The organism is Phaeobacter sp. QD34_24 (genome assembly GCF_028890115.1).
Taxonomy (GTDB): Bacteria; Pseudomonadota; Alphaproteobacteria; order Rhodobacterales; family Rhodobacteraceae; genus Phycobacter.
Map to the genome: position 1 here is coordinate 251,057 of NZ_JARCJD010000001.1, position 21,219 is coordinate 272,275.

The following is a 21,219-nucleotide window of genomic DNA, read 5'->3' on the forward strand; positions in this document are numbered from 1 at the left end:
CAAGACGTGTCCCAGCAAATCGACTACGGCAACCTGATGCATTCCGCCATGCGCGGTCTCATTCGCACCGTTCTGCAAGGTGTGGCCGATCATGGCCTGCCCGGCAGCCATCATTTCTTCATCACCTTCGATACGCGCCATCCGGACGCGCAACTGGCCGATTGGCTGCGTGAGCGGTATCCGGAAGAGATGACCGTGGTGATGCAGCACTGGTATGACAACCTCGAAATCGATCCCGACGGGTTCGCGGTGACGCTCAACTTCGGTGACACGCCAGAGCCGCTCTATATCCCCTTTGACGCGATCCAAACCTTTGTTGATCCTTCGGTCGAATTCGGCCTCCGGTTTGAATCCGCCGAGGACGATGACGAAGACACAGCGGTCGAGGACATCAAGGCGACGGCCCCGGAAAAAAAGAAGAGCGCCGAAAAACCCGCTGCGAAACCCGACGCCGACGTGGTGTCGCTGGACAGTTTCCGCAAGTAGCCCCGGCAGCCGTTCGGGGGGTCTTTCAGCCCTGCCCGCGTCAGCAACCTAGCCTGGATCAGTGCATTGGCCAGTCTCTCAGGCAGCCCAGTTGACTGCGGCGCGTGGTCAGTCGTGTGTTGAGCAAAACTCGCACTGAGTAGGCCACAGAATGGCGTGATGTCCGGTCGGTCGCTGCCGCCAACCCGGCCCGATCAACGCATGTCCAATCCGTCCCTTTCAGTTAGTCCACCCGCTTCAGAAAGGTCGATACCGTTCGCGTCGGGGCCCCATTGCGATGCACGACATAGCGCAGGTCCAACCCACCGTCGGCGAGAGTGCGGTCATACTGCTGCATCTCGTAGTCGCCATTAGGCGCAATGAACATGGAAAACACCGTCAGGGTTTTGCCGGTGATCCGCCCCCAGACATAGGGCTGCCCCTTCATCGGGTCCATCTGCACCGCATGTCCAAAGACATTGCGCTCCATCGCCGCCGCATAGATCCCGCTCCGATCGCTTTCCACGAAACGGACCTCATAGGTCTTTTCCTTGCGCGTCCCGTCCTCGCGCAGGGAGACGGTGCTCCACGTGATGAGAAACCCATACCGCCCCTGATCAATCGACACGCTCATATCCCGCGCTTCGACGCTGCCATCGCTGTTGATCGTCTCGACCGACCCCGCGTAGCGGCCGACAAACGGCGTAACATCCGCAAGAGCGGCTTTTGCCAGCAGGACAGCGCCCAGGACGGCCAACAGGACAAGCGGGACCAAGCGGCCCATCAACCAAAGCGCCCGACCGGTGGCAATCGCCCCGATGGACGCAAAAGCGCTGCAGATGGAAGGAATGACAGGGTTCAGCACGGCTTTCCCTTCTGTGCGCGTGACAGGGTGTTTGGCAAATTCTAGACGATTCCACACAACAGGCAATGGACCCGCAGTAATTCTCCCTATACCCGGTCGCGCGTTTCCCTATGATGCGCGCAACTGCCCGATTGCTTCCACGGCGACTGCGGGCTAAACGGCATGCAACGGCATACGAGACGGAGAGAGACAAGATGTCCAACACCCGCACCGAAACAGACAGCTTTGGTCCGCTGGAAGTTCCTTCCGACAAATACTGGGGCGCGCAGACGCAGCGCTCGATCATGAACTTCCCCATCGGCTGGGAAAAGCAGCCCGTCGCCATCGTGCGCGCGCTGGGCGTGATCAAGAAGGCCTGTGCCATGGCCAACAAGGAAAGCGGCAAGCTGGACGCCAAGATCGCCGATGCCGTCATCCAGGCCGCCGGTGAGGTCTTCGAGGGCAAGTTCGACGACAACTTCCCGCTCGTGGTCTGGCAGACCGGGTCCGGCACCCAGTCGAACATGAACTCCAACGAGGTGATCGCCAACCGCGCGATTGAAATCCTTGGCGGCGTGATCGGCTCCAAGGATCCGGTGCACCCGAACGATCACTGCAACATGGGTCAGTCCTCCAACGACACTTTCCCGACCGCGATGCATATCGCTGCCGCGATGATGGTGCGCGACGTCCTGCTGCCGGGGCTGAACAAGCTGCTGGCGGGCCTGGAAGCCAAGTCCGAAGAGTTCAAGGACATCATCAAGATCGGCCGCACCCACACCCAGGATGCCACCCCGCTGACCCTGGGCCAGGAATTTGGCGGCTATGCCCATCAGATCCGCATGGGCATCACCCGCATCGAGGCCGCCTTGCCCGGCATTTATGAGCTGGCACAGGGCGGCACCGCCGTCGGCACCGGTCTGAACACCCAACACGGTTGGGGCGAAAAGGTCGCCGCGAACATGGCCGAAATCACCGGCCTGCCCTTCGTGACCGCGCCCAACAAGTTCGAAGCGCTGGCCGCCCATGACGCCATGGTCTTCATGTCCGGTGCTTTGGCGTCGGTTGCTGGTGCGATGTACAAGATCGCCAATGACATCCGCTTCCTGGGCTCCGGCCCGCGCTCGGGTCTGGGCGAGTTGATCCTGCCGGAGAACGAGCCGGGTTCCTCGATCATGCCGGGCAAGGTGAACCCCACCCAGGCCGAGGCGATGACCCAGGTGGCCGCCCATGTGATGGGCAATGATGCAGCGATGAAATTCGCAGGCAGCCAGGGCCATTTCGAACTCAACGTCTACAACCCGATGATGTCCTACAACCTGCTGCAGTCCATGCAGCTGCTGGGCGATGTGGCCGACAGCTTCACCGAGCGGATGCTCAATGGCATCAAGGCCAACGAGCCGCGCATCGACAAGCTGATGAAGGAATCGCTGATGCTGGTCACCGCGCTAGCCCCGACCATCGGCTATGACAACGCCACCAAGGTCGCCAAGACCGCGCATAAGAACGGCACCACCCTGAAGGAAGAGGCCATCGCGCTTGGCTTTGTGGATGAGGCCACCTTTGACGCGGTTGTCCGCCCCGAGCAAATGATCGGGCCCAAGGACTGATGGCAGAGCCGGTCAATCTGAACCGGTTTCGAAAGCAAAAGGCGCGGGCCGAGAAAAAGGCCCGCGCCGACGCCAACGCGGTGAAATTCGGCCGCAGCAAGGTGGAAAAACAGCTCGACCGCAACCTTCGGGACGAAGAAGAGAAACGTCTGGACGGCCATAAGGCAGAGGTTCGGACGGACGATCAGGGCGAGACATGAACAGCCGCCCCAAGAAACACTCCCTGACCTTACGCGGTCACCGTACCTCTGTTTCACTGGAAGACGAATTCTGGGCCGCCTTCCGGGCCATTGCCGCCGAAGAAGGCCGCGCAATCAACGAGTTGGCGGCTGAAATTGACGAGTCGCGCGGGACCGACTGCGGGCTGGCCTCGGCTATAAGGCTGTACGTCCTGCGGCATTTGCAACAACGTCAGTCGGCGGTGTAATTTCTCGGCTCCAGCCGCAACCAGATCCCGTCCCTTGCGCGCACCGTCAGATGCGCGACGGGCACAGGCTCCCTGCCCTCAACCGGAGCGACACGGTAGTGGCGCAGCAGCATCGACAGGATCAACGGCCCTTCGACCATGGCGAAACCCGCGCCGGTGCAGACCCGCGCGCCTGCGGAAAAGGGCATATAGGCCTCGCGCTGGCAGGTCTTGCCGTTCTCCGTTCCCCATCGCGTAGGATCAAACCCATCGGGGTTGTCCCAGAGCCGTTCATGGCGATGCAGGTGCCAGGGGCTGAGCACCAGTTGCGAGCCTTTCGGAACATTTCGGTCCCGGAACTGTTCCGGGCAGGTGGCCTCGCGCACCATCATCGGCACCGGCGGATATAGCCGAAGCGCCTCGCGGAAAACATCCCGGCTGATCCTCAGGCGGGACACCGCAGCAAAGCTGTCGTCCTCAAGGGCTGCGGCCTCTTCGGCGATCTTCTCCTGCCACTCCGGGTAGATCGCCATCAGATAAAGCGTCCAGGCCAGGGCCGAGGCGCTGGTTTCATGGCCCGCCAGGAAGAAGATCGCCACCTGATCGACCATTTCCTCGGTGGTGAATGTCTCCCCGGTCTCGGGATCCTTCGTGGTCATGATCTTGGTCGCCAGATCCTGCGGTGCCGTACCGGCCCCGATCGCAGCCGCGCGTTCATCCGTAAGCCGCGTGATCAGATCGCGGATACGGGCGGCATTCTGGCGGGTACCCCGGCGAAAGAAGCGCGGCATCCAGGCGGGCACCGGCACAAAGGCCGCGAGATTCAGGATCGGCTGGCTGCGCTGGTAGTCGCGGAACCGCGCAAAAACTTCCGCCGCGACCGCGTGCTCGATCGGGATGGAAAACAGCGTACGGAAAATCACATCCGCCGCAACATGGGAGGTCACCGCCTCGATCTCCACCTCGCCTGCCTGCCCTTTCAGCCGCTCCACGGCCGCCTCGGCGGCGGCGCGCATGGCCGGGAAGGTTTCCTTCAGACGCCCCCCTTCAAAGGCCGGGTCGATGATACGGCGCTGGCGCTTCCAGACCTCACCATTGGTCAGGAAGACCGAATTGCCCAACAGGGGTCGCAGGCCTTCGCTGATCCGGTTCGATTTCGGGAAATCATCCGGGCGATCCTTCAGCACCGTCCGCACCAGATCCGGCTGATTGAGCAGGAAGGAGCGGAAAAAGGGCGTGCGGAACTCTGCCATCCAGGCCCGGTAGAGCCGCTGCGGCTGGGCCGACAGGATATCCTTGCGAAAGAGCTGCACATAGCGCCAGAGCGAAACCCTGTCTGACCGCGCAGGTGGTTTGGGCGGGCGCGGCGTCATGGCGCCCTCACCGAGGTATAGCCGGAACGTGCAGCCTCGATCCGGGACTTGGACGGCTGGCGGCCCGCATAGCGGTCGGCCAGTGTCATTGGGCCTGCCGTGATCTTGAAATAATCATAGTCGCCGGGCTGATCGAAGGCGCAGAGGTACTGGAAATGCAGCCGGAAAAAGCGCCAGCGCAGCTCCTTCCAGCGCGCGGGGCTCAGGGTCTGGGTGAAGGCGGCAGAGATCACCAGCGGCCAGCGTTTGCCGCTCGGCGCGACCCCGCTGACGGCAACCGGATCACACAGAGCAAAGGCACAGCCATCCCCCGGCGCGCTGACGTCGACCCAGGTGATATCGGCACTGGCCGAGAGATACCGCAGGTCGCCGCGCAAGCGATCCGCCTCTGGCAGGAAGGAGACCATCGGCACCACCTGCCCGAGACTGAGAAACCCCAAGGCCGGGCGCGTCTCTGGCAGGCCTTCGCGCAACAGATCCGCCAGAACCGAAACGCCAACATGGGCGCCGGAAGAATGGCCAACCAGCAGAACCTCATCCACCGCATTCTCTTCCATCGCGCTGCGGATCAACTGGCGAAAGGCGGTGATGCGCGCCTCAAGCTCGGGCGGGTTGGCGCCGCGCGCGGCTGCCGAATAGGCGTAGTCATGCATCAGGTAGTAAGCAAAGAACGTGCCATCGCGTGCCTTGAACCAGCGCAGCAGCAGCAGCGAAACGGCACAGAAGGTGCCGAGGTACAGGAGTAGCCCGACAATCGATAGCGCCTTTGCACCAAGGAACGGCACAAACCCCCATTCAGCAAGCCCCCCGGCCGCAGAGCCGAGCAGCGCACCAAGGCCCAGGGCCAGCAGCAATTGCAGCAGCAGCATGCCCACGGGGTAAAGCGCTGCGATCACCGGCCCCTTGCGCAGGCGCATCAGGCGGAACAAAGCACCGGTGGAGATGTAGATCCAGGCGGTGCGCAGCAGTTGCAGATAGGTCGCCGGGATCGAGGCCGCCATGCTATCGCGCACGATGTCGGACCAGACCAGCACCTCCACGTCCGCCTCGACAGCGGCGCCCTCCACATGGGCCGTCACATGCCAGCCATAGGGTCCGCCTGTCTGTTTGGGACGCTGTGCGATCTCATAGCCTGAAATCCCGGCCTGCGCCGCGCTTTCGCTGCGGTATAGCTCCCGGTAGCGGCGCGGATGGATCGGGTCATAGCCGGGGATATAGAACACGTGGCGGCGGCGCACTGCTGCACCGCCCTGCCCCCTTGCCTTGTCCTGATCTGCCGCTCTGCCCATTCCGGCCTCATCCGATTTCGCTCAGACTAGCGGCGGATCTGGGCAAGAGTAAGACCCAAGGCGCAGGGTCTTACCCGAGTGTTGCAAGTGCCGGGAAGGTTTCCAATAGCCACCAGGAGAAGGTGGAGAATAGCCCGGTCACCAGCATGATGCCGACGAACAGCAACAGCCCGCCCATGATTTTCTCGATCAGCCCCATGTGACGCTTCATCCGGTTCATCAGCGCCATGGAGCGGTTGAGGAAGATCGCCGCCAGGAGGAAGGGAACGCCCAGCCCCAGCGCATAGACGCCCAGCAGCAGCGTGCCCCGGCTGACAGAGGCCTCAGATGCCGCCAGCGAAAGGATCGCGCCCAGTTGCGGCCCAATGCAAGGCGTCCAGCCAAAGGCAAAGGCCAGGCCCAGTACATAGGCGCCCACGGCCGATCCACCGGATTCCCCGGCATTCATGCGCGCTTCGCGATCCAGGATCGGGATGCGGAAGACCGACAGGAAATGCAGGCCGAAGACGATCACCACGACGCCGGATACCTTGGCGAAGACCTCCTGATTCTGCAGCACGAAGGCGCCAAAGGCAGACGCGGTGAACCCCAAGAGCAGAAACACCGTGGACAGCCCCAGCACGAAGAATAGCGCTGAGACGATGACCTTGCGCCGCGCGGTGTCCGTGCCTTGCATCTCGCCGATGGTGACACCGCTCATATAGGCCAGATAGGGCGGCACGATGGGCAGCACACAGGGCGACAGAAAGCTGATAAGCCCGGCCATCAGCGCCACGAACATGGCAGGAATCAGTCCTGCGTCGATGATCTCAATTCCAAACATATCCCTCACTTAGACCAGCCGCAGCCAAAGGTCACGGGGACCTGCGGTCACATCCTTGTGGACAGACTGTGAGTGCGGGATTATCTCAGGGCCATGAGCAACGAGACCACGACCCTGGACGCCATTGGCCTCCTCTGCCCCCTGCCCGTATTGAAGGCCCGCAAGCGGCTGAAATCGCTTGCGCCAGGCGATGTCCTGACCGTGCTGGCCGATGATCCGGCGGCCATTGTGGATGTCCCCCATTTCTGCGCCGAAGCGGGGCATGACTTCCTGGGACAAAGCGACGGTTCGGACCACCAGATCTACCGGATTCGCAAGGGCGGCTGACGCGGGCCAGTCCGGGGGCGGGTTTCAGGGCAGCGGGTTCACCGCGCCTTCTGGCAGGGCCTCTGTGTCTTGGCTGAAAACATTGATCCAAGCCCCCTCAGCACGCTTCCAGATTGAACTGACATACATGGCCTGCTCCACCTCGTCCCCGGGGCGATGATAGGCGGCCCGATAGGCCAGCAGCGCGCAATCCGGAGCCAGGGCCATGACCCGCGCCTGCGACAGGGTGAAGCGCGCAACGGTCGGCCCGTCTGCCAGCTGGGCGCAATGGGCGTCTCGCCCTGCAAACCCGCTGGGATAGACGCCCAGAAACGCAGGGTGAAGCGCCGCCCGGTCTGCCGCTGCATCGCCCCTTTGCAGAGCTCGCCAGACAGCGGTTTCACAGCCCAGAAGATCCTGCAACAGATCGTCGTCATCAACCATGGGGTTTCGCTCCAAAAGAAAAGGCGGCCCGCAGGACCGCCTTTTGTTCCGTTTATCAGCCGCCCAGCGACCACCAGCCGCGGCGCTTTGGCTTGGGCGGGCTGTCCGGCTCCGCCTCAGGCGCGGGTTCCGCATCAGCCGTGGCCAGTTCCGGCTCGGCAACCTCGGCGGCCTCAGGCTCGGCCTCAGCTTCCGGTTCGGGCTCCACGTCCTGATCAGAGGCTTGCGCCGCATCTTCGACGCCCCCCTCCGGTTCGGAGATCTCTTCGACTTGCGGCTCTGCGGCCTCAGCTTCGGCAGGCTCTGCCTCCGCCACCTCAGGCTCTGCCTCGGAGACCTCGGCTACAGCGTCCTGCGGCGCGTCGGCTACGGGGGCTTCCTCAGCCGGGGTTTCGGCTTCGGCAGCCTCCTCGACAGGGGTCTCTTGCGCAGGTGCAGCCGTGTCTTCCTCTGCCGCCTCTGCGGGTTCGGCCTCTGCTGCCTCGGTTTCCGCGTCCTTGTCGGTCGATTTGCGGCTGCGGCTGCGGCGCTTGCGGGTGCGCTTCTTGGGCTTGTCTTCGGCCTCCGGCGTGGCCTCTTCGCCGTCGCTCACCTCTTCCGAACCATCAGCCTGACCTTCTGTGGCCTGACCTTCGGCGGCCTGAGCCTCCTGTTCGGATACCTCAGACGGCTCAGCGGTGGCCTCACCCTCGTCCGACTTGTCGTCAGAGCCGTTCTCTTCCGACCCGTTCTCGCCGTTGCCCCCTTCGGAGGAGCCGGACTTGCGGCGACGGCGACGACGGCGCTTGCGCTTGGGCTTGGCCTCGCCGTCACCCTCGGGCTGTGCTTCCTCTGCCTCAGTGACGACGGCCTCGGACGCGGTTTCATCAGCATCCACCTCATCCATGATCGAGGTGTCGACCGAAACCACCGGTGCAGTGGCCGCGGGCACGGTGCGGGACGCGGTTTTGAACTTCTCCAGCTCGAAATCGGGGCTGATCAGATGCACGTCGCCCTCGATCCGCACCGACATGCCGTAGCGGGTTTCGATCTGGGCGATATGATCTCGCTTCTGGTTCATCAGGTAGTTGGCGATCGCCACCGGGCATTTCACCAGAACCTCGCGCGAGCGACGGCGGGTGCCCTCCTCTTCGATCTGGCGCAGGATCGACAGCGCCAGGGAATCGTCCGAGCGGATCAGGCCGGTGCCATGACAATGGGGGCAAGGTGCCGTTGTCGCCTCGATCATGCCGGGGCGCAGGCGTTGACGCGACATCTCCATCAGGCCGAAACCGGAAATCCGGCCCACCTGGATGCGGGCGCGATCGGTCTTCAGCTTGTCCTTCATGCGCTTTTCGACGGCCGCATTGTTCTTGCGCTCGTCCATGTCGATGAAGTCGATCACGATCAGCCCGGCAAGGTCGCGCAGGCGCAACTGGCGGGCCACCTCTTCGGCGGCCTCCAGGTTGGTCTTGAGCGCGGTTTCCTCGATCGAGGCTTCCTTGGTGGCACGGCCGGAGTTCACATCGATGGCCACCAGGGCCTCGGTCACGCCGATCACGATATAGCCGCCTGATTTCAGCTGCACCGTCGGGTTGAACATGCCGGCCAGGTAGCTTTCCACCTGGTAGCGCGCAAAGAGCGGCAGCGCTTCGTTGTAGTTCTTCACGTTCTTGGCGTGGGACGGCATGATCATCTTCATGAAGTCCTTGGCGATGCGGTAGCCGCGCTCGCCCTCCACCAGAACCTCGTCAATCTCGCGGTTGTACAGGTCGCGGATCGAGCGTTTGATCAGGTCGCCTTCTTCATAGATCTTGGCCGGTGCGATGGATTTCAGCGTCAGCTCGCGGATCTGCTCCCACAGGCGTTGCAGGTATTCATAGTCACGTTTGATCTCGGCCTTGGTCCGTTTGGCGCCTGCGGTGCGCACGATCAGGCCGGCGCCCTTGGGCACGTCGATCTCGGTGGCGATGTCCTTCAGTTTCTTGCGGTCGGCTGCATTGGTAATCTTGCGGCTGATGCCGCCGCCCCGGGCGGTATTGGGCATCAACACGCAGTAACGGCCCGCCAGCGACAGGTAGGTGGTCAGAGCCGCGCCCTTGTTGCCGCGCTCTTCCTTGACGACCTGCACCAGAAGAACCTGGCGCACCTTGATGACTTCCTGGATCTTGTAGCGACGCGGGCGCGGTTTGCGCGGCGGACGAATGTCCTCGCTGTCATCGTCATCGGCAACGGATTCGATGTTCTCATCCTTGGATGCCGCATCGGGTTGCTTTTGCGCATCGTCATCGTCGGACTCGTCGGTCTCGTCCTCTTGCGCGTCACCGTCGTCACCCGCATCCGCCGTCGTCTCCTCGGCCGAAGTGTCGTCCTCGGCTGCAGCCTCTTCGGCAGTCTCTGCTTCGGCGGCGTCGGCGGTTTCCTCGTCGGAGGACGTGTCATCGGAGGCGGTCTCTGCTGCGCTCTCGACGCTGCCCTCTTCCCCTTCCGGCTCTTCCACCGGGGTTTCACCGACACGCTCCATCGGCGAGGTCCCTTCGGGCACCTCGGCAAGAGTCGCATCCGCTACGGATTCATCCGCAGTCAGATCGATGGTCTCCATGCCGGCGATCTCGCCGCCCTGGTCAAGCTGGGCCTCGTCCACCTCGGGCTGCGCGACCTCCTTGGTCTCCACCGCATCGGCCGACGTCGTCTTTGCGGCCTTGCTGCGCGAGGACTTCCGGCTGCGCGAGCGTGAGCGGGAGGGCTTTTCCTCTTCGGCCTCGTCGCGGGCGCGCATCGCCTCGGCATAGGCGCGTTCTTCCTCCATCAGCGCCTCGCGGTCGGCGACGGGGATCTGATAGTAATCGGGATGGATCTCGGAAAAGGCGAGGAAACCATGGCGATTGCCGCCATAGTCCACAAAAGCCGCCTGAAGCGACGGTTCGACCCGTGTTACCTTTGCGAGATAGATATTGCCGGCAAGCTGGCGTTTGTTTTCGGATTCAAAATCGAATTCTTCAACCTTGTTTCCGTCAACCACCACGACGCGGGTCTCTTCCGCGTGGGTGGCATCGATAAGCATCTTCTTGGCCATGTGTCCTTGGTGCACCTGCCCAGTGCAAACGAAAACCCTCCCTGTCCAGGGGGGAGCGCATGTCTTGGGGGGCGTCTTGTCAGGGCGATATGAGACGTCGCACCGCAGGAGAGGATCCCGGAACGTCTGTCCGGCCCTTTGTCCTGTATGCTCTTCGCTCGCGCGCGCGTCATCGCGGTTCTTCTCCGACAGGTGGGATGTCCCGAACCCTGCCATGTTATTCCTTCCCGGATATCCCGGAAGAGGTGTTAGGCTGCCCCGTTTTCCGGGGCAAATCGGTCTGCGTCAGCCTTCTCGGATCATGCCGGACAAAAGCGCAACGCAGCGAATCTCATCTGGGGACGTGCATCCAAGGCACGTATATCCCGCATTTTCAGCATAAGGCCTGTCGCCGGGAAATGACAATGGGCATTCGCAACAGGCAGTCGTGAAACTGTAAACTATTCTTCCATAGGCGGTATTCGTTAACAAATGCCGCCTGCTTTCGCATCGCAGAGGTCGCTGTGCGGGGTGCGCAGGTGGATGGGACACTCAGAAAAGGGTCAGCACCCTGAACCGATGCACCGGTTTCAAAACCACCAGTCAGCTTTCAGAAGCGGTGTTCAGCCCAGGTAGTCGGAGCGCTGCAAGCCGTATTTGGCCATCTTCTCGTTCAGGGTTCGGCGCGGCAGGCACAGTTCGTCCATCACCGATGCGATGGAGCCCTTGTGGCGCCGCATGGTATTGTCGATCAGCATCCGCTCAAAGGCTTCGACATATTCCTTCAGAGGCTTGCCTTCGGTGGTCATCACCGGCTGCATTTCCTCGTGATCGGACATCAGGAGCGAGGCAATGGTGCCAGAGCCGCGCCGCGATTGCAGCACCGCGCGCTCGGCCACGTTGATCAACTGGCGCACATTGCCCGGCCAGGGCGCCTGCAGCAGCTGTGCCGCCCCCTGCGCGGTGACCTGCGGCGCATCGCAGCCATATTCCTCGGAAAATTGTTCGCTGAAGCGGGTGAAAAGCGTCAGGATATCCTCGCCGCGCTGGCGCAGGGGCGGCACGGTGATGCGCAGGGCCGCCAGGCGATAGAACAGATCCGGGCGCAGGGCATCCTCGCAGGTCTTGCCCGCTTCCTGCAGGTTGGAGATCGCGATGATCCGGGTTTCGCCCGGTGTGCCCTGCTCGTTGATCACGCTCAGCAGCTTGGCCTGCAGGGGTTCGCTCAGCGCCTCGATATCCTCGAGGACGAGGGTGCCGCCGCGCGCCTCTTCGATGGCGGGCAGCAGGCTGTCCTCGGGCTGCATCGGGCCGAACAGGCGCTTTGCCAGCGCGTCCTCTTCCAGCGCCGCACAGGAGATCAGCACGAACTTCCGGCCCGCCCGGCTGCCAACTGCATGCAGCGCATGGGCCACCAGGGTCTTGCCCGTGCCGGTTTCACCATCGATCAGCACATGGCCGTCGGCCTGCCCCAGATCCAGGATATCCTCGCGCAGGCGATCCATCACCGGGCTCATCCCGATGAGTTTCTTCATGATCTGGCCGCCATCCGACAACTCGCGCCGCAGCGCCCGGTTATCCAGCGTCAGGCGGCGGGAATTGGTGGCACGTTTCGCCAGTTCCGACATGCGATCCGGATTGAAGGGCTTTTCCAGGAAGTCAAAGGCGCCGACCCGCATTGCCTCGACCGCCATGGGCACATCGCCATGGCCGGTGATCATGATCACCGGCAGGGCGCTGTCGCTGCCCATCAGTTTCTTCAGGAACTGCATGCCATCCATCCCCGGCATCTTGATGTCGGAGATGACGATACCGGGGTAATCCGATCCCAGCACCTTCAGCGCATCCTCGGCGCTGGCAAAGGTTTCGGTGTCATAGCCAGAGAGGGCCAGCCATTGGCTGATCGACTGGCGCATATCCTGTTCATCGTCCACGATTGCGATTTTCATAGCCTGTGCCATGAGGGCCTCTCCATTTGTCTCCCCGCCTATTCGGCGGCTTCGATCGCGTCCACCAGGATCGGCAATTGCATTTCAAACACGGCACCGCCGTTCTGCCCGTTGCGCGCGATCAACCGCCCGCCAAGGTCGTTTACGATCCCCGAGGAAATCGCAAGCCCCAAGCCAACCCCGTCACCGGGCTGTTTGGTGGTGTAGAAAGGTTCGAACAGGTTGTCGAAATCCTTGATGCCCGCGCCATTGTCCCGCACCGACAGGGTCGCTGTTTCACCGGCGGCCAGCAGGATCTCCACTTCCGGGTCGTCTACAGATTTGGTGGCATCCAGCGCATTGCGCAAGAGGTTCACCATCACCTGTTCCAGCCGCATGCGGTCCCCCATCACAAAGACCGGCTCATCCGGCAAAATTCGGGTGATCTTCACCTGCCGCTGGCGCAGTTGCGGCTCCATCATCGACAGTGACGACGCCAGCGCATCCCCCATGTTCACAGGGGCAAAGGCATCGCCTGCCTTGCGGGCATAGGATTTCAGCTGCCGGGTGATGGCGCCCATCCGCTCGATCAGGTCATCGATGCGCCCGAAGGAGGCCAGCGCCTCTTCGGGGCGGTTGCGATTGAGCAAAAGCCGGGCACCGGCAAGATAGGTCTTCATCGCCGCCAGGGGCTGATTCAGCTCGTGACTGACGGCCGCAGACATCTCTCCCAATGCGGCCAGTTTCGAGCTTTGCGCCAGGCTCTGTTCGGCCACGGCAAGGGTCTCCTGCACTCGCTCCCGCTCGGCGATTTCCCGCTGCAGGCGGGCGTTCAATACGCGAAGCTCTGCCGACTCGCGCTGGAACAGCGCCATGCGCAGCGCCGTCTTGCGGCTGAGGGCATAAAAGGCCAGCGCCAGCAGGATGGCGAAACCCATGATTTCAAGCGCCAGGACCGCGTTCACCTTCTCCCGGATCGAGGCATAGGTGGTAAAGGAGGTCAGCCGCCAGCCCTGAAACGGCACCCGGGTTTCCAGCCGCATCACCGCCTCACCCTGCAGGTAGGCATCGGCCGGCAGAACCGTCCAATCGGCGGTCGCGCGAATGGCGCGCTGGATGGCCCCTTCCGGGGTCTGAACCTTCAGCGCGTCCCCCTCTTCCTTGCCGCGCCAGCGTGCCTCGGTCGCAAGCACCACCCGGCCGGTGCTGTCGCTGACCATCACCGCATCGGAAATCCCGGCCCAGGCGCGTTCGAATTTCTGCAGGTCCACCTCGATCACGATGACACCCAGGGTGCCCGTGGTGTCGACCACCCGCCGCGAATAGGTAAAACGATAGCCACCGACCTCACGCTCGATCACCGAGAACACCGTCGCCTTTGAGCGCACCGCATCCACGAAATAGGCCGCATTGCGGTGGTTTTCGCCAAGTCGGTTGCGGTTGGTGGCGGCCACGGTCCGCCCATCGCTGGCCAGAAGCATGATCGAGGCCGCGCCGATTTCCTCAACAAAGGAAATCAGCCGCTGCGTGGACAGAGAGAAATCCTTGCTTTGCAAGGCTGCGATCAGCGCCTGATCCCGCGCCAATAGCTGAGGCACGATGGCATGGCGGCGCAATTCGCTGACCAGGTTGCCGGAGTAAAGCGCCAGGCGCAGTTCGGCCCGGTTGCGGGTGCTTTCGGTGAACCGGTCGCTGAGCATCCGGTTGGTTACCCAGACCGTGGTGCCGGCCACCACCATGAAGAGCAAAAGCGCCAGGCGCGCACGCCAGGAAATGGTCCGCGACCCCGTAGCGGAACGCGTGCCCGCGGCAGGCACGGCAGTTGGTTGTCGAGAAGGGTCAGGCGGAACACTCATAGGTCTTAACCTATTGCGCCTCTCCGCCTGCCTCAAGTCAGGCCGTGGCGACGATACCGGTCAATGCGCGGAAGACTGCCGTTCCATCGGTGCCGCCATGGCCCTGGTCGGCGGCGCGCTCGGGATGCGGCATCATGCCCAGAACCCGGCGGTTCTCCGACAGGATCCCGGCGATATCGGCAACCGAACCATTGGGATTGTCCACGTAAGAGAAGGCGACCCGATCCTGGTCCTTCAGCGCGGCAACGGTTTCGGCGTCGGCATAGTAGTTGCCATCGTGATGCGCGATCGGAATACCGATCACATCGCCTGCAGTGTAGCCTTCGGTAAAGACGCTATTCGTAGTCTCCACCTTCAGATCCACCGTGCGGCAGATGTATTTCAGCCCGGCATTGCGCAGCAGCGCGCCGGGCAGGATGCCGGTTTCGGTCAGGATCTGAAAGCCGTTGCAAATCCCAATGGCATAGCCGCCGCGATTTGCATGATCGACAACCGCCTGGCAGATCGGCGACTGCGCCGCGATGGCGCCGCAACGCAGGTAGTCCCCATAGGAGAACCCACCCGGAACACCAACGATATCAACGCCTTCGGGCAGCACGCTGTCCTTGTGCCAAACCATGGAGACATCAAAACCGGCCTGTTCGAAAGCCACCGCGAGATCCCGGTCGCAGTTGGATCCCGGAAAGACAACAACCGCCGCCTTCATCAGACCATCTCGATGCTGTAGGATTCGATCACGGTGTTGGCGAGCAGCTTTTCGCACATCTCGGTCACATCCGCCTCGGTGGCGCCTGCGGCGAGATCCAGGTCGATCACCTTGCCCTGGCGCACGCCCTCGACCTTGTCAAAGCCCATGGCGCCAAGCGCGTGGCGCACCGCCTCGCCCTGGGGGTCCAGAACTCCGTTCTTCAGCATCACATGCACCCGTGCCTTCATCGCGTCATCCCTTGGCTATTGATGGCAAAGCCCGGTGGCGGGCTTCTTGTTTCTGGTCTTGCCTGCGCAGGCCGACCGGTCAGTTGACCAGGGTCGGTTTTCCGGGCGCAGGCGGGTTGTTCGGCATCACGCCCAGACGGCGCGCCACCTCGGTATAGGCGTCGGTCAGGCTGCCCAGATCGCGGCGGAAAACGTCCTTGTCGAGCTTGCGCCCCGTCTCGATATCCCACAGGCGGCAGCTGTCCGGGCTGATCTCATCGGCAACGACCAGACGCTGGAAATCACCGTCATAGACCCGGCCGATCTCGATCTTGAAATCCACCAGGCGAATGCCGACGGCCAGCATGACACCCGACAGAAAGTCATTAACCCTGAGCGCCAGGCTCAGGATGTCATCCATGTCCTGCTGGCTGGCCCAGCCGAAGGCCGCGATATGCTCCTCGGTCACCAGCGGATCACCCAGGGCGTCATCCTTGTAGCAGTATTCCACGATCGGACGCGGCAGCTGGGTACCCTCGTCGATGCCAAGGCGCTTGGAGATGCTTCCGGCCGCATAGTTGCGCACGATCACCTCAAGCGGGATGATCTCGCAGCTGCGAACCAGTTGTTCCCGCATGTTGAGGCGCTTGAGGAAGTGGGTCGGAACGCCGATCTGCCCCAAGCCTTGCATGAAGAATTCGCTCAGGATGTTGTTCAACACCCCCTTGCCCTCGATCACATCGCGTTTCTCGGCATTGAACGCGGTGGCATCGTCCTTGAAATACTGCACGATGGTGCCGGGTTCGGGCCCTTCGAACAACGTCTTGGCCTTACCTTCGTAAATCTTCTTGCGCCGTGCCATGAGAGACCTTTCGGGGCTGCGTGACGGGAATCCCTCCCGCTTTCTTGCCGCCCTCATAGTGCAAGCGACATTGCGCCGCAAGCGCGGCGCGCGGTCACAGGAGGCAGCGCTTGCCGCAAAGCCCCTCTTGTAGCCAAGCACGTCGCGCCTTTCCTGGTCCTTGTCCGGGATGTCTAGATGCCTTGGCACTGCAGGGTGAATAGCCTCCTCAGCCGACATCGCCCGAGGGTCCGTTGCGGACTCGGATCCATTGCGGAACTGTCATAGAGTGCACATATGGTAAATTGCAGAGAATTCAAAACGGGAGAGACAAATGACCACTTTTGACGACCGTGAACAGGCTTTCGAAGCAAAATTCGCCCATGACGAGGAGGTGCAGTTCAGGGTTCAGGCCCGCTGCAACAAGCTGTTGGGCCTTTGGGCCGCAGAAAAGCTGGGCAAATCCGGAAGCGAGGCCGAAGCCTACGCAAAGACCGTTGTAACCGCAGATTTCGAAGAGGCTGGCCACGAGGATGTGGTGCGCAAGGTCGCCGCCGATCTGGAGGGTCAGGTCAGCGCCGATGACATCCGCCGCAAGATGGCAGAGCTGCTGCAGGCGGCCAAGGATCAGGTCCTGGCAGACGCGGGCTAACAGTCGGCTTTCCTCCCGCAGCCTGCGCCGCCTAGGGCGCGGGCTGCGGGGGACTGGACTTCTGGCCCGAGGCCTTGTCGCAAGTGTCGCGTCCAAAGGCCCGGGCCAGCATTGCGATCCGGGGGATTTTACCAAACCTGTTAACCGAAGAAGAACCCCCTCTTGCTACTGTGCTCCCAACGCCCGCGCGGCGCCTGAACAGGGACACAGATGATCAACTCACACCGCACTCTTTCCGGATCGGTCCGTACCGCCTTCCGGTGGACCGCGCCTGTGGCGATGGCGCTGCTGTGCCTCTGGGCGCTGGATGCCCGTATCGGGCTGCCCTCGCTTGCGGATCTGGGGGCCACGCTGGCCGCCCTGCCCGGCTGGAAATGGGCTGCAGCCTGCCTTGCCACCGCCATCAGCTTCTGGGCGCTGGGGCGCTATGACTCGGTGGCCCATCGCCATCTGCGGACAGGTCTGGACAGCCCGCGTGCGCAGCGCGCCGGGATGGCCGCCATCGCCTTTTCCCAGGCAACCGGATTTGGCCTGATCACCGGCGCCTATGCCCGGTGGCGCCTCATGCCGGGGCTGAAGCCGGTACAAGCGGCCCAGATCACCGCCCTGGTCGGCTTCACCTTCATGCTGACGCTCGCCGCCATCAGCGGGGCTGCGCTGCTGATCGTGCCCGTTTTGCCCGGCACCGGCTGGCTGGGCATCGCACTGCTGAGCGGTTTTCTGGCGGCTGTTGCGGCCAGTTTCTTGTTTCCGGCGCTCAGGATCGGCCGGCTGCAGCTGCGCTGGCCCTCGCTGATCGCCATGGCCGCGCTGTTGGGCTGGACGGCGCTGGATGTGGTGGCCGCCGGCTCCGCGCTTTGGCTCTTGCTGCCGGACGCGGTGGATGTCGCCTGGAGCACCCTTGTAACCGTCTATTTCATCGCCCTTGGTGCCGCGATCCTGTCGTCGGCGCCCGGCGGTGCCGGTCCCTTGGAGCTGACGGTCTGCGCCCTGCTGCCCGGAACCGATACCGGCGCCCTTCTGGCGGCCCTGATCGCCTTTCGTCTTGTCTACTACGCGCTGCCGGCGGCGCTGGCCTGCACCATGATGCTGCTGCCGCGCCGCACGGATGCGCAGAACGCGCAGCCCGAGGACGCAGCGCTTCTGGGCGCGCAACAGCGCCCCGCAGCTGCGATCCCGGCAGGGCGCCCCTGCTCCGAGGCCGCGATCATCCGCCAGAACGGTGGCCATGTTCAGGCGCTTGGCCTCAACCAGCTGGCGGTTCTGGACAGCCCGCAATCCACGATCGCCTTCTTCGACCTGTTGTCGGGTCAAACCGGCGAAGTCTTTGCCCCGTTCGCCACCTATGGCCGCCAGCGCAATGCCTCGGTCTGCTTTTACAAATGCAGCGCCCGCATCGGCACCGAAGCCCGCCGTGCACGCTGGAAGGTGCTGCGCCTGGCGGCAGAGGCCGTTGTTTGCCCGCCAAGCTTTAGCGAAAGCGGCTCCTCCCACCGCCAGTTGCGCCGCAAGCTGCGCCATGCGGAAAAGGCCGGTGTCACCGCCCTGCCCGCCGCCGCCTCGCTGCCCATCGACCAGATGGCGGAAATCGATCACGCCTGGCAAACCTCCCATGGCAAGGCCTATGGCACCACCATGGGCCGCTTCGAACCCGGCTATCTGACCCATCAGCACATCTTCCTGGCCTGGAAGGATGGACGCCTGGAGGGCTTCATCAGCCTGCATCACAGCGACGGCGAATGGTGCCTGGACCTGATCCGTATCCGCCCCGATGCCCCCGATGGAACCAGCCACGCCCTGGTACGAGCCGCCATCGCCGCAGCAGCCGCCGCCGAAGTGCCGCGCCTGTCCCTGGCCGCTGTCCCGGATCACCGCTGGGCCCATCGGTTCGACCGTGGCCTGCGCCGCTTCAAATCCTGCTTCGCCCCGACCTGGGAGCCGCGCTATATCGCAGCGCCATCCTGGGGGCAGATGGCCCTGTCCCTGGCCGAGATCCTGCGCCTGGTGCACCGGCCCGATCCGGTGCGCCCCGTCTCCCCCGCTGTCTCTGCCCATGAGGAACAGCCAGCCGCCAGCGGTTTTGCCGGGGTGGCAGAGAGACTTTCGGGCGCTCGCATTCATGATGACGTTGAACAAAAAGCAATTGCCCTGAACGGCGCTCCGTGACAGGAGGAGCCATTCGAGTACCGACAAGGCAGACCTGTCGGTGGCACACCAGTGACCGGACGGATGAGCAATGACCGACAGCTTTACCCAGCTACTGCAAGACAAGGATGTTCTGCTGGCCGATGGCGCCACGGGCACCAACCTGTTCAACATGGGCCTGCAATCGGGCGATGCGCCCGAGCTGTGGAACACCGATGAGCCGCAAAAGATCATGGCCCTGTATCAGGGCTCGGTCAATGCGGGCAGCGATCTGTTCCTGACCAACTCCTTTGGCGGCACCGCCGCGCGCCTCAAGCTGCACGATGCCCAGACCCGCGTGCGGGAGCTGAACCGCATCGCCGCCGAATTGGGCCGCGAGGTGGTCGACAAGGCCGGGCGCAAGATCGCCGTGGCGGGCTCCGTCGGCCCTACAGGCGAAATCCTGCAGCCCGTGGGTGAACTCTCGCACGAGCTGGCGGTGGAGATGTTCCACGAACAGGCCGATGCCCTGAAGGAAGGCGGCGCCGATGTGCTCTGGCTTGAGACCATCTCTGCCCCCGAAGAATTCCGCGCCGCCGCCGAGGCCTTCAAACTCGCCGATATGCCCTGGTGCGGCACCATGAGCTTTGACACCGCCGGGCGCACCATGATGGGCGTCACCTCTGCCGATCTGGCGAAGCTTGTGGAAGAGTTCGACAACGCGCCGCTGGCCTTTGGCGCCAATTGCGGCACCGGTGCGTCGGACATCCTGCGCACGGTCCTTGGCTTTGTCGCCCAGGGCACCGAGCGCCCAATCATCTCAAAGGGCAATGCGGGCATTCCGAAATATGTGGATGGCCATATTCACTATGACGGCACGCCAGAGCTGATGGGCGAATACGCGGTGATGGCGCGCGATTGCGGCGCCAAGATCATCGGCGGCTGCTGCGGCACCATGCCCGACCACCTGCGGCATATGCGGGACGCCCTCGACAGCCGCCCCAGGGGCGAACGCCCCACCCTGGACCGCATCGTCGAGGTTCTCGGCCCCTTCACCTCGGCCAGCGATGGCACCGGTGAAGACGCTGCAGCAGGGGAACGCCGCAGCCGCCGGGGGCGTCGCCGGGGATAGGCGCACCCGGCCTATCGCTCAGAACAAAGCCAATTGATCCCCCGGCTGCGGCGGCCTCTCAAACAGATCGCAGCGCAGCGCGGGGGATTTTTCGTTCAACCCCAAGCGTTTGCAAGCGGTGCGAAACCTGCGCCCGATCATCGCCGCATATTCGCCACTGCCCCGCATCCGGTGCCCCCAACTGGGATCGTAGTCGCGCCCGCCATGCATCTCGCGCAGGCGCGCCATGACCTTTTCCGCCCGGTTCGGTTCATGTTCTTCCAGCCACTCTTGCCACAGGCTGGAAACCTCGCGCGGCAGGCGCAGCATGATCCAGCTGGCTGCATCCGCGCCTGCCTCGGCTCCGGCCGCCAGCAGCGCCTCGACCTCGTGATCGGTCAGCCCCGGAACGATCGGGGAGGTCATGATGCGCACCGGTATACCCGCCTCTGCCAGCCTTCGGATCACGGCAAGGCGCCGGGCAGGCGCAGGCGCGCGCGGCTCCATCCGACGGGACAGCTCCGGATCCAGCGTGGTGACGGAGATCCCCACCCGCACCAATCCCTGCTCTGCCATCGGCGAAAGGATATCGATGTCCCGTTCGATCAATGCGCCCTTGGTCACGATGGCCACCGGGTGTTTGAAATCGCTTAGGACCTTCAGACAGTTGCGGGTGATTTCCAGATCGCGCTCACAGGGCTGATAGGGATCGGTATTGGTGCCGATGGCCAGCGGGGCCACGGTATAGCGTTTTGCAGACAGTTCTGCCCGCAGAACCGCCGCCGCATTGGGGCGGGCAATCAGACGGGTTTCGAAATCAAGCCCCGGCGACAGGCCCAGATAGGCATGGCTTGGGCGGGCAAAACAATAGATGCAGCCATGTTCACAGCCTCTGTAGGGATTGATCGAGCGATCAAAGGGCAGATCCGGCGAGCGATTGTAGCTGATCAGGGATTTGACCTGCTCATGACGCAGATCCGTGGCAATGGAGCCTGGCGCCTCCTCCTGCTCCCAACCGTCATCAATCGCGGCGCGCGCCAGATCAAACCGCCCCGCCGCGTTGCTGAGGCTGGCGCGGGCTTTCAGGCGCAGAAGAGAAAGATCGGAACGGTTTTGCATTCCCCATGGATGCCACAGCAATCGGAACAAATAAAGAACGCCCATGGCGTTTTTGGACAATCCTCGCGATTTATTCACC

20 protein-coding genes are annotated in these 21,219 nt (G+C 63.1%); 8 read left to right on the plus strand and 12 right to left on the minus strand.

What is annotated here, in order from left to right; translation table 11 throughout:
• The first annotated feature begins 6 nt into the window (after nucleotides 1-6).
• Nucleotides 7-486 (plus strand): SspB family protein, encoded by a 480-nt coding sequence (locus PXK07_RS01140; RefSeq protein ID WP_274846344.1) that lies wholly within the window; start codon nucleotides 7-9, stop codon nucleotides 484-486.
• A 223-nt stretch (nucleotides 487-709) separates the two neighbouring features.
• Here PXK07_RS01140 and PXK07_RS01145 read toward each other — a convergent pair whose 3' ends face one another.
• A complete protein-coding gene (locus PXK07_RS01145) occupies nucleotides 710-1,249 on the minus strand; it encodes a hypothetical protein (RefSeq protein ID WP_274846345.1) in 540 nt (179 codons plus the stop codon).
• 275 nt (nucleotides 1,250-1,524) lie between these two features.
• Here PXK07_RS01145 and fumC point away from each other — a divergent pair, with 275 nt between their 5' ends.
• From fumC to PXK07_RS01160, 3 genes are read left to right on the plus strand one after another with little or no spacing between them, the layout of a single operon-like run.
• On the plus strand, nucleotides 1,525-2,919 hold the full coding sequence (gene fumC, locus PXK07_RS01150) for a class II fumarate hydratase (protein ID WP_274846346.1): 1,395 nt from the start codon (nucleotides 1,525-1,527) through the stop codon (nucleotides 2,917-2,919).
• The gene (locus tag PXK07_RS01155) at nucleotides 2,919-3,119 is read left to right on the plus strand and encodes a DUF4169 family protein (RefSeq protein WP_274846347.1); all 201 of its coding nucleotides are present in this window, start codon (nucleotides 2,919-2,921) and stop codon (nucleotides 3,117-3,119) included. Before fumC ends, PXK07_RS01155 begins: the two co-directional genes overlap by 1 nt.
• Nucleotides 3,116-3,346, plus strand: a complete 231-nt coding sequence (locus PXK07_RS01160; protein WP_274846348.1) for a ribbon-helix-helix domain-containing protein — start codon at nucleotides 3,116-3,118, stop codon at nucleotides 3,344-3,346. The genes PXK07_RS01155 and PXK07_RS01160 overlap by 4 nt, the downstream gene beginning before the upstream one ends.
• On the opposite strand, the gene PXK07_RS01165 is transcribed toward PXK07_RS01160, so the two are convergent.
• From PXK07_RS01165 to PXK07_RS01175, 3 genes are all read right to left on the minus strand, one after another.
• Entirely contained in the window at nucleotides 3,331-4,698 is a 1,368-nt protein-coding gene (locus PXK07_RS01165) for a cytochrome P450 (protein WP_274846349.1), read from the minus strand. The genes PXK07_RS01160 and PXK07_RS01165 overlap by 16 nt on opposite strands.
• Nucleotides 4,695-5,987 (minus strand): hypothetical protein, encoded by a 1,293-nt coding sequence (locus tag PXK07_RS01170; RefSeq protein WP_274846350.1) that lies wholly within the window; start codon nucleotides 5,985-5,987, stop codon nucleotides 4,695-4,697. The genes PXK07_RS01165 and PXK07_RS01170 overlap by 4 nt, the downstream gene beginning before the upstream one ends.
• A 70-nt stretch (nucleotides 5,988-6,057) precedes the next feature.
• A complete protein-coding gene (locus tag PXK07_RS01175; RefSeq protein ID WP_274846351.1) occupies nucleotides 6,058-6,810 on the minus strand; it encodes a cytochrome c biogenesis CcdA family protein in 753 nt (250 codons plus the stop codon).
• 93 nt (nucleotides 6,811-6,903) lie between these two features.
• Here PXK07_RS01175 and PXK07_RS01180 point away from each other — a divergent pair, with 93 nt between their 5' ends.
• Entirely contained in the window at nucleotides 6,904-7,137 is a 234-nt protein-coding gene (locus PXK07_RS01180) for a sulfurtransferase TusA family protein (RefSeq protein ID WP_274846352.1), read from the plus strand.
• Nucleotides 7,138-7,161: 24 nt separating this feature from the next.
• Here PXK07_RS01180 and PXK07_RS01185 read toward each other — a convergent pair whose 3' ends face one another.
• The 7 genes from PXK07_RS01185 to purC form a co-directional block, all read right to left on the minus strand.
• Nucleotides 7,162-7,560, minus strand: a complete 399-nt coding sequence (locus PXK07_RS01185; RefSeq protein WP_274846353.1) for a nuclear transport factor 2 family protein — start codon at nucleotides 7,558-7,560, stop codon at nucleotides 7,162-7,164.
• 55 nt (nucleotides 7,561-7,615) lie between these two features.
• Nucleotides 7,616-10,615 (minus strand): Rne/Rng family ribonuclease, encoded by a 3,000-nt coding sequence (locus PXK07_RS01190; RefSeq protein WP_274846354.1) that lies wholly within the window; start codon nucleotides 10,613-10,615, stop codon nucleotides 7,616-7,618.
• A 602-nt stretch (nucleotides 10,616-11,217) separates the two neighbouring features.
• A complete protein-coding gene (locus PXK07_RS01195; protein WP_274846355.1) occupies nucleotides 11,218-12,555 on the minus strand; it encodes a sigma-54-dependent transcriptional regulator in 1,338 nt (445 codons plus the stop codon).
• Nucleotides 12,556-12,581: 26 nt separating this feature from the next.
• Complete coding sequence (locus PXK07_RS01200; RefSeq protein ID WP_274846356.1) at nucleotides 12,582-14,261, minus strand: ATP-binding protein; 1,680 nt, start codon at nucleotides 14,259-14,261, stop codon at nucleotides 12,582-12,584.
• A gap of 154 nt (nucleotides 14,262-14,415) precedes the next feature.
• On the minus strand, nucleotides 14,416-15,084 hold the full coding sequence (purQ, locus tag PXK07_RS01205; RefSeq protein WP_274846357.1) for a phosphoribosylformylglycinamidine synthase subunit PurQ: 669 nt from the start codon (nucleotides 15,082-15,084) through the stop codon (nucleotides 14,416-14,418).
• A complete protein-coding gene (gene purS, locus PXK07_RS01210) occupies nucleotides 15,084-15,314 on the minus strand; it encodes a phosphoribosylformylglycinamidine synthase subunit PurS (RefSeq protein ID WP_274846358.1) in 231 nt (76 codons plus the stop codon). The genes purQ and purS overlap by 1 nt, the downstream gene beginning before the upstream one ends.
• Nucleotides 15,315-15,393: 79 nt before the next feature.
• Nucleotides 15,394-16,155 (minus strand): phosphoribosylaminoimidazolesuccinocarboxamide synthase, encoded by a 762-nt coding sequence (gene purC, locus PXK07_RS01215; protein WP_274846359.1) that lies wholly within the window; start codon nucleotides 16,153-16,155, stop codon nucleotides 15,394-15,396.
• A 313-nt stretch (nucleotides 16,156-16,468) separates the two neighbouring features.
• Between purC and PXK07_RS01220 the strand changes: the two genes are divergently transcribed.
• The 3 genes from PXK07_RS01220 to bmt all read left to right on the plus strand — a co-directional run bounded on the left by PXK07_RS01220 (nucleotide 16,469) and on the right by bmt (nucleotide 20,042).
• Nucleotides 16,469-16,786, plus strand: coding sequence for a DUF1476 domain-containing protein (locus PXK07_RS01220; RefSeq protein ID WP_274846360.1), 318 nt, complete (start codon nucleotides 16,469-16,471; stop codon nucleotides 16,784-16,786).
• 210 nt (nucleotides 16,787-16,996) lie between these two features.
• On the plus strand, nucleotides 16,997-18,952 hold the full coding sequence (locus tag PXK07_RS01225) for a phosphatidylglycerol lysyltransferase domain-containing protein (protein ID WP_274846361.1): 1,956 nt from the start codon (nucleotides 16,997-16,999) through the stop codon (nucleotides 18,950-18,952).
• Between the two features lie 70 nt (nucleotides 18,953-19,022).
• Nucleotides 19,023-20,042, plus strand: a complete 1,020-nt coding sequence (gene bmt, locus PXK07_RS01230) for a betaine--homocysteine S-methyltransferase (RefSeq protein ID WP_274846362.1) — start codon at nucleotides 19,023-19,025, stop codon at nucleotides 20,040-20,042.
• A gap of 18 nt (nucleotides 20,043-20,060) precedes the next feature.
• Here the strand turns inward: bmt and PXK07_RS01235 are convergent, their stop codons facing one another.
• The gene (locus PXK07_RS01235; protein WP_274846363.1) at nucleotides 20,061-21,140 is read right to left on the minus strand and encodes a PA0069 family radical SAM protein; all 1,080 of its coding nucleotides are present in this window, start codon (nucleotides 21,138-21,140) and stop codon (nucleotides 20,061-20,063) included.
• Nucleotides 21,141-21,219: the final 79 nt, after the last annotated feature.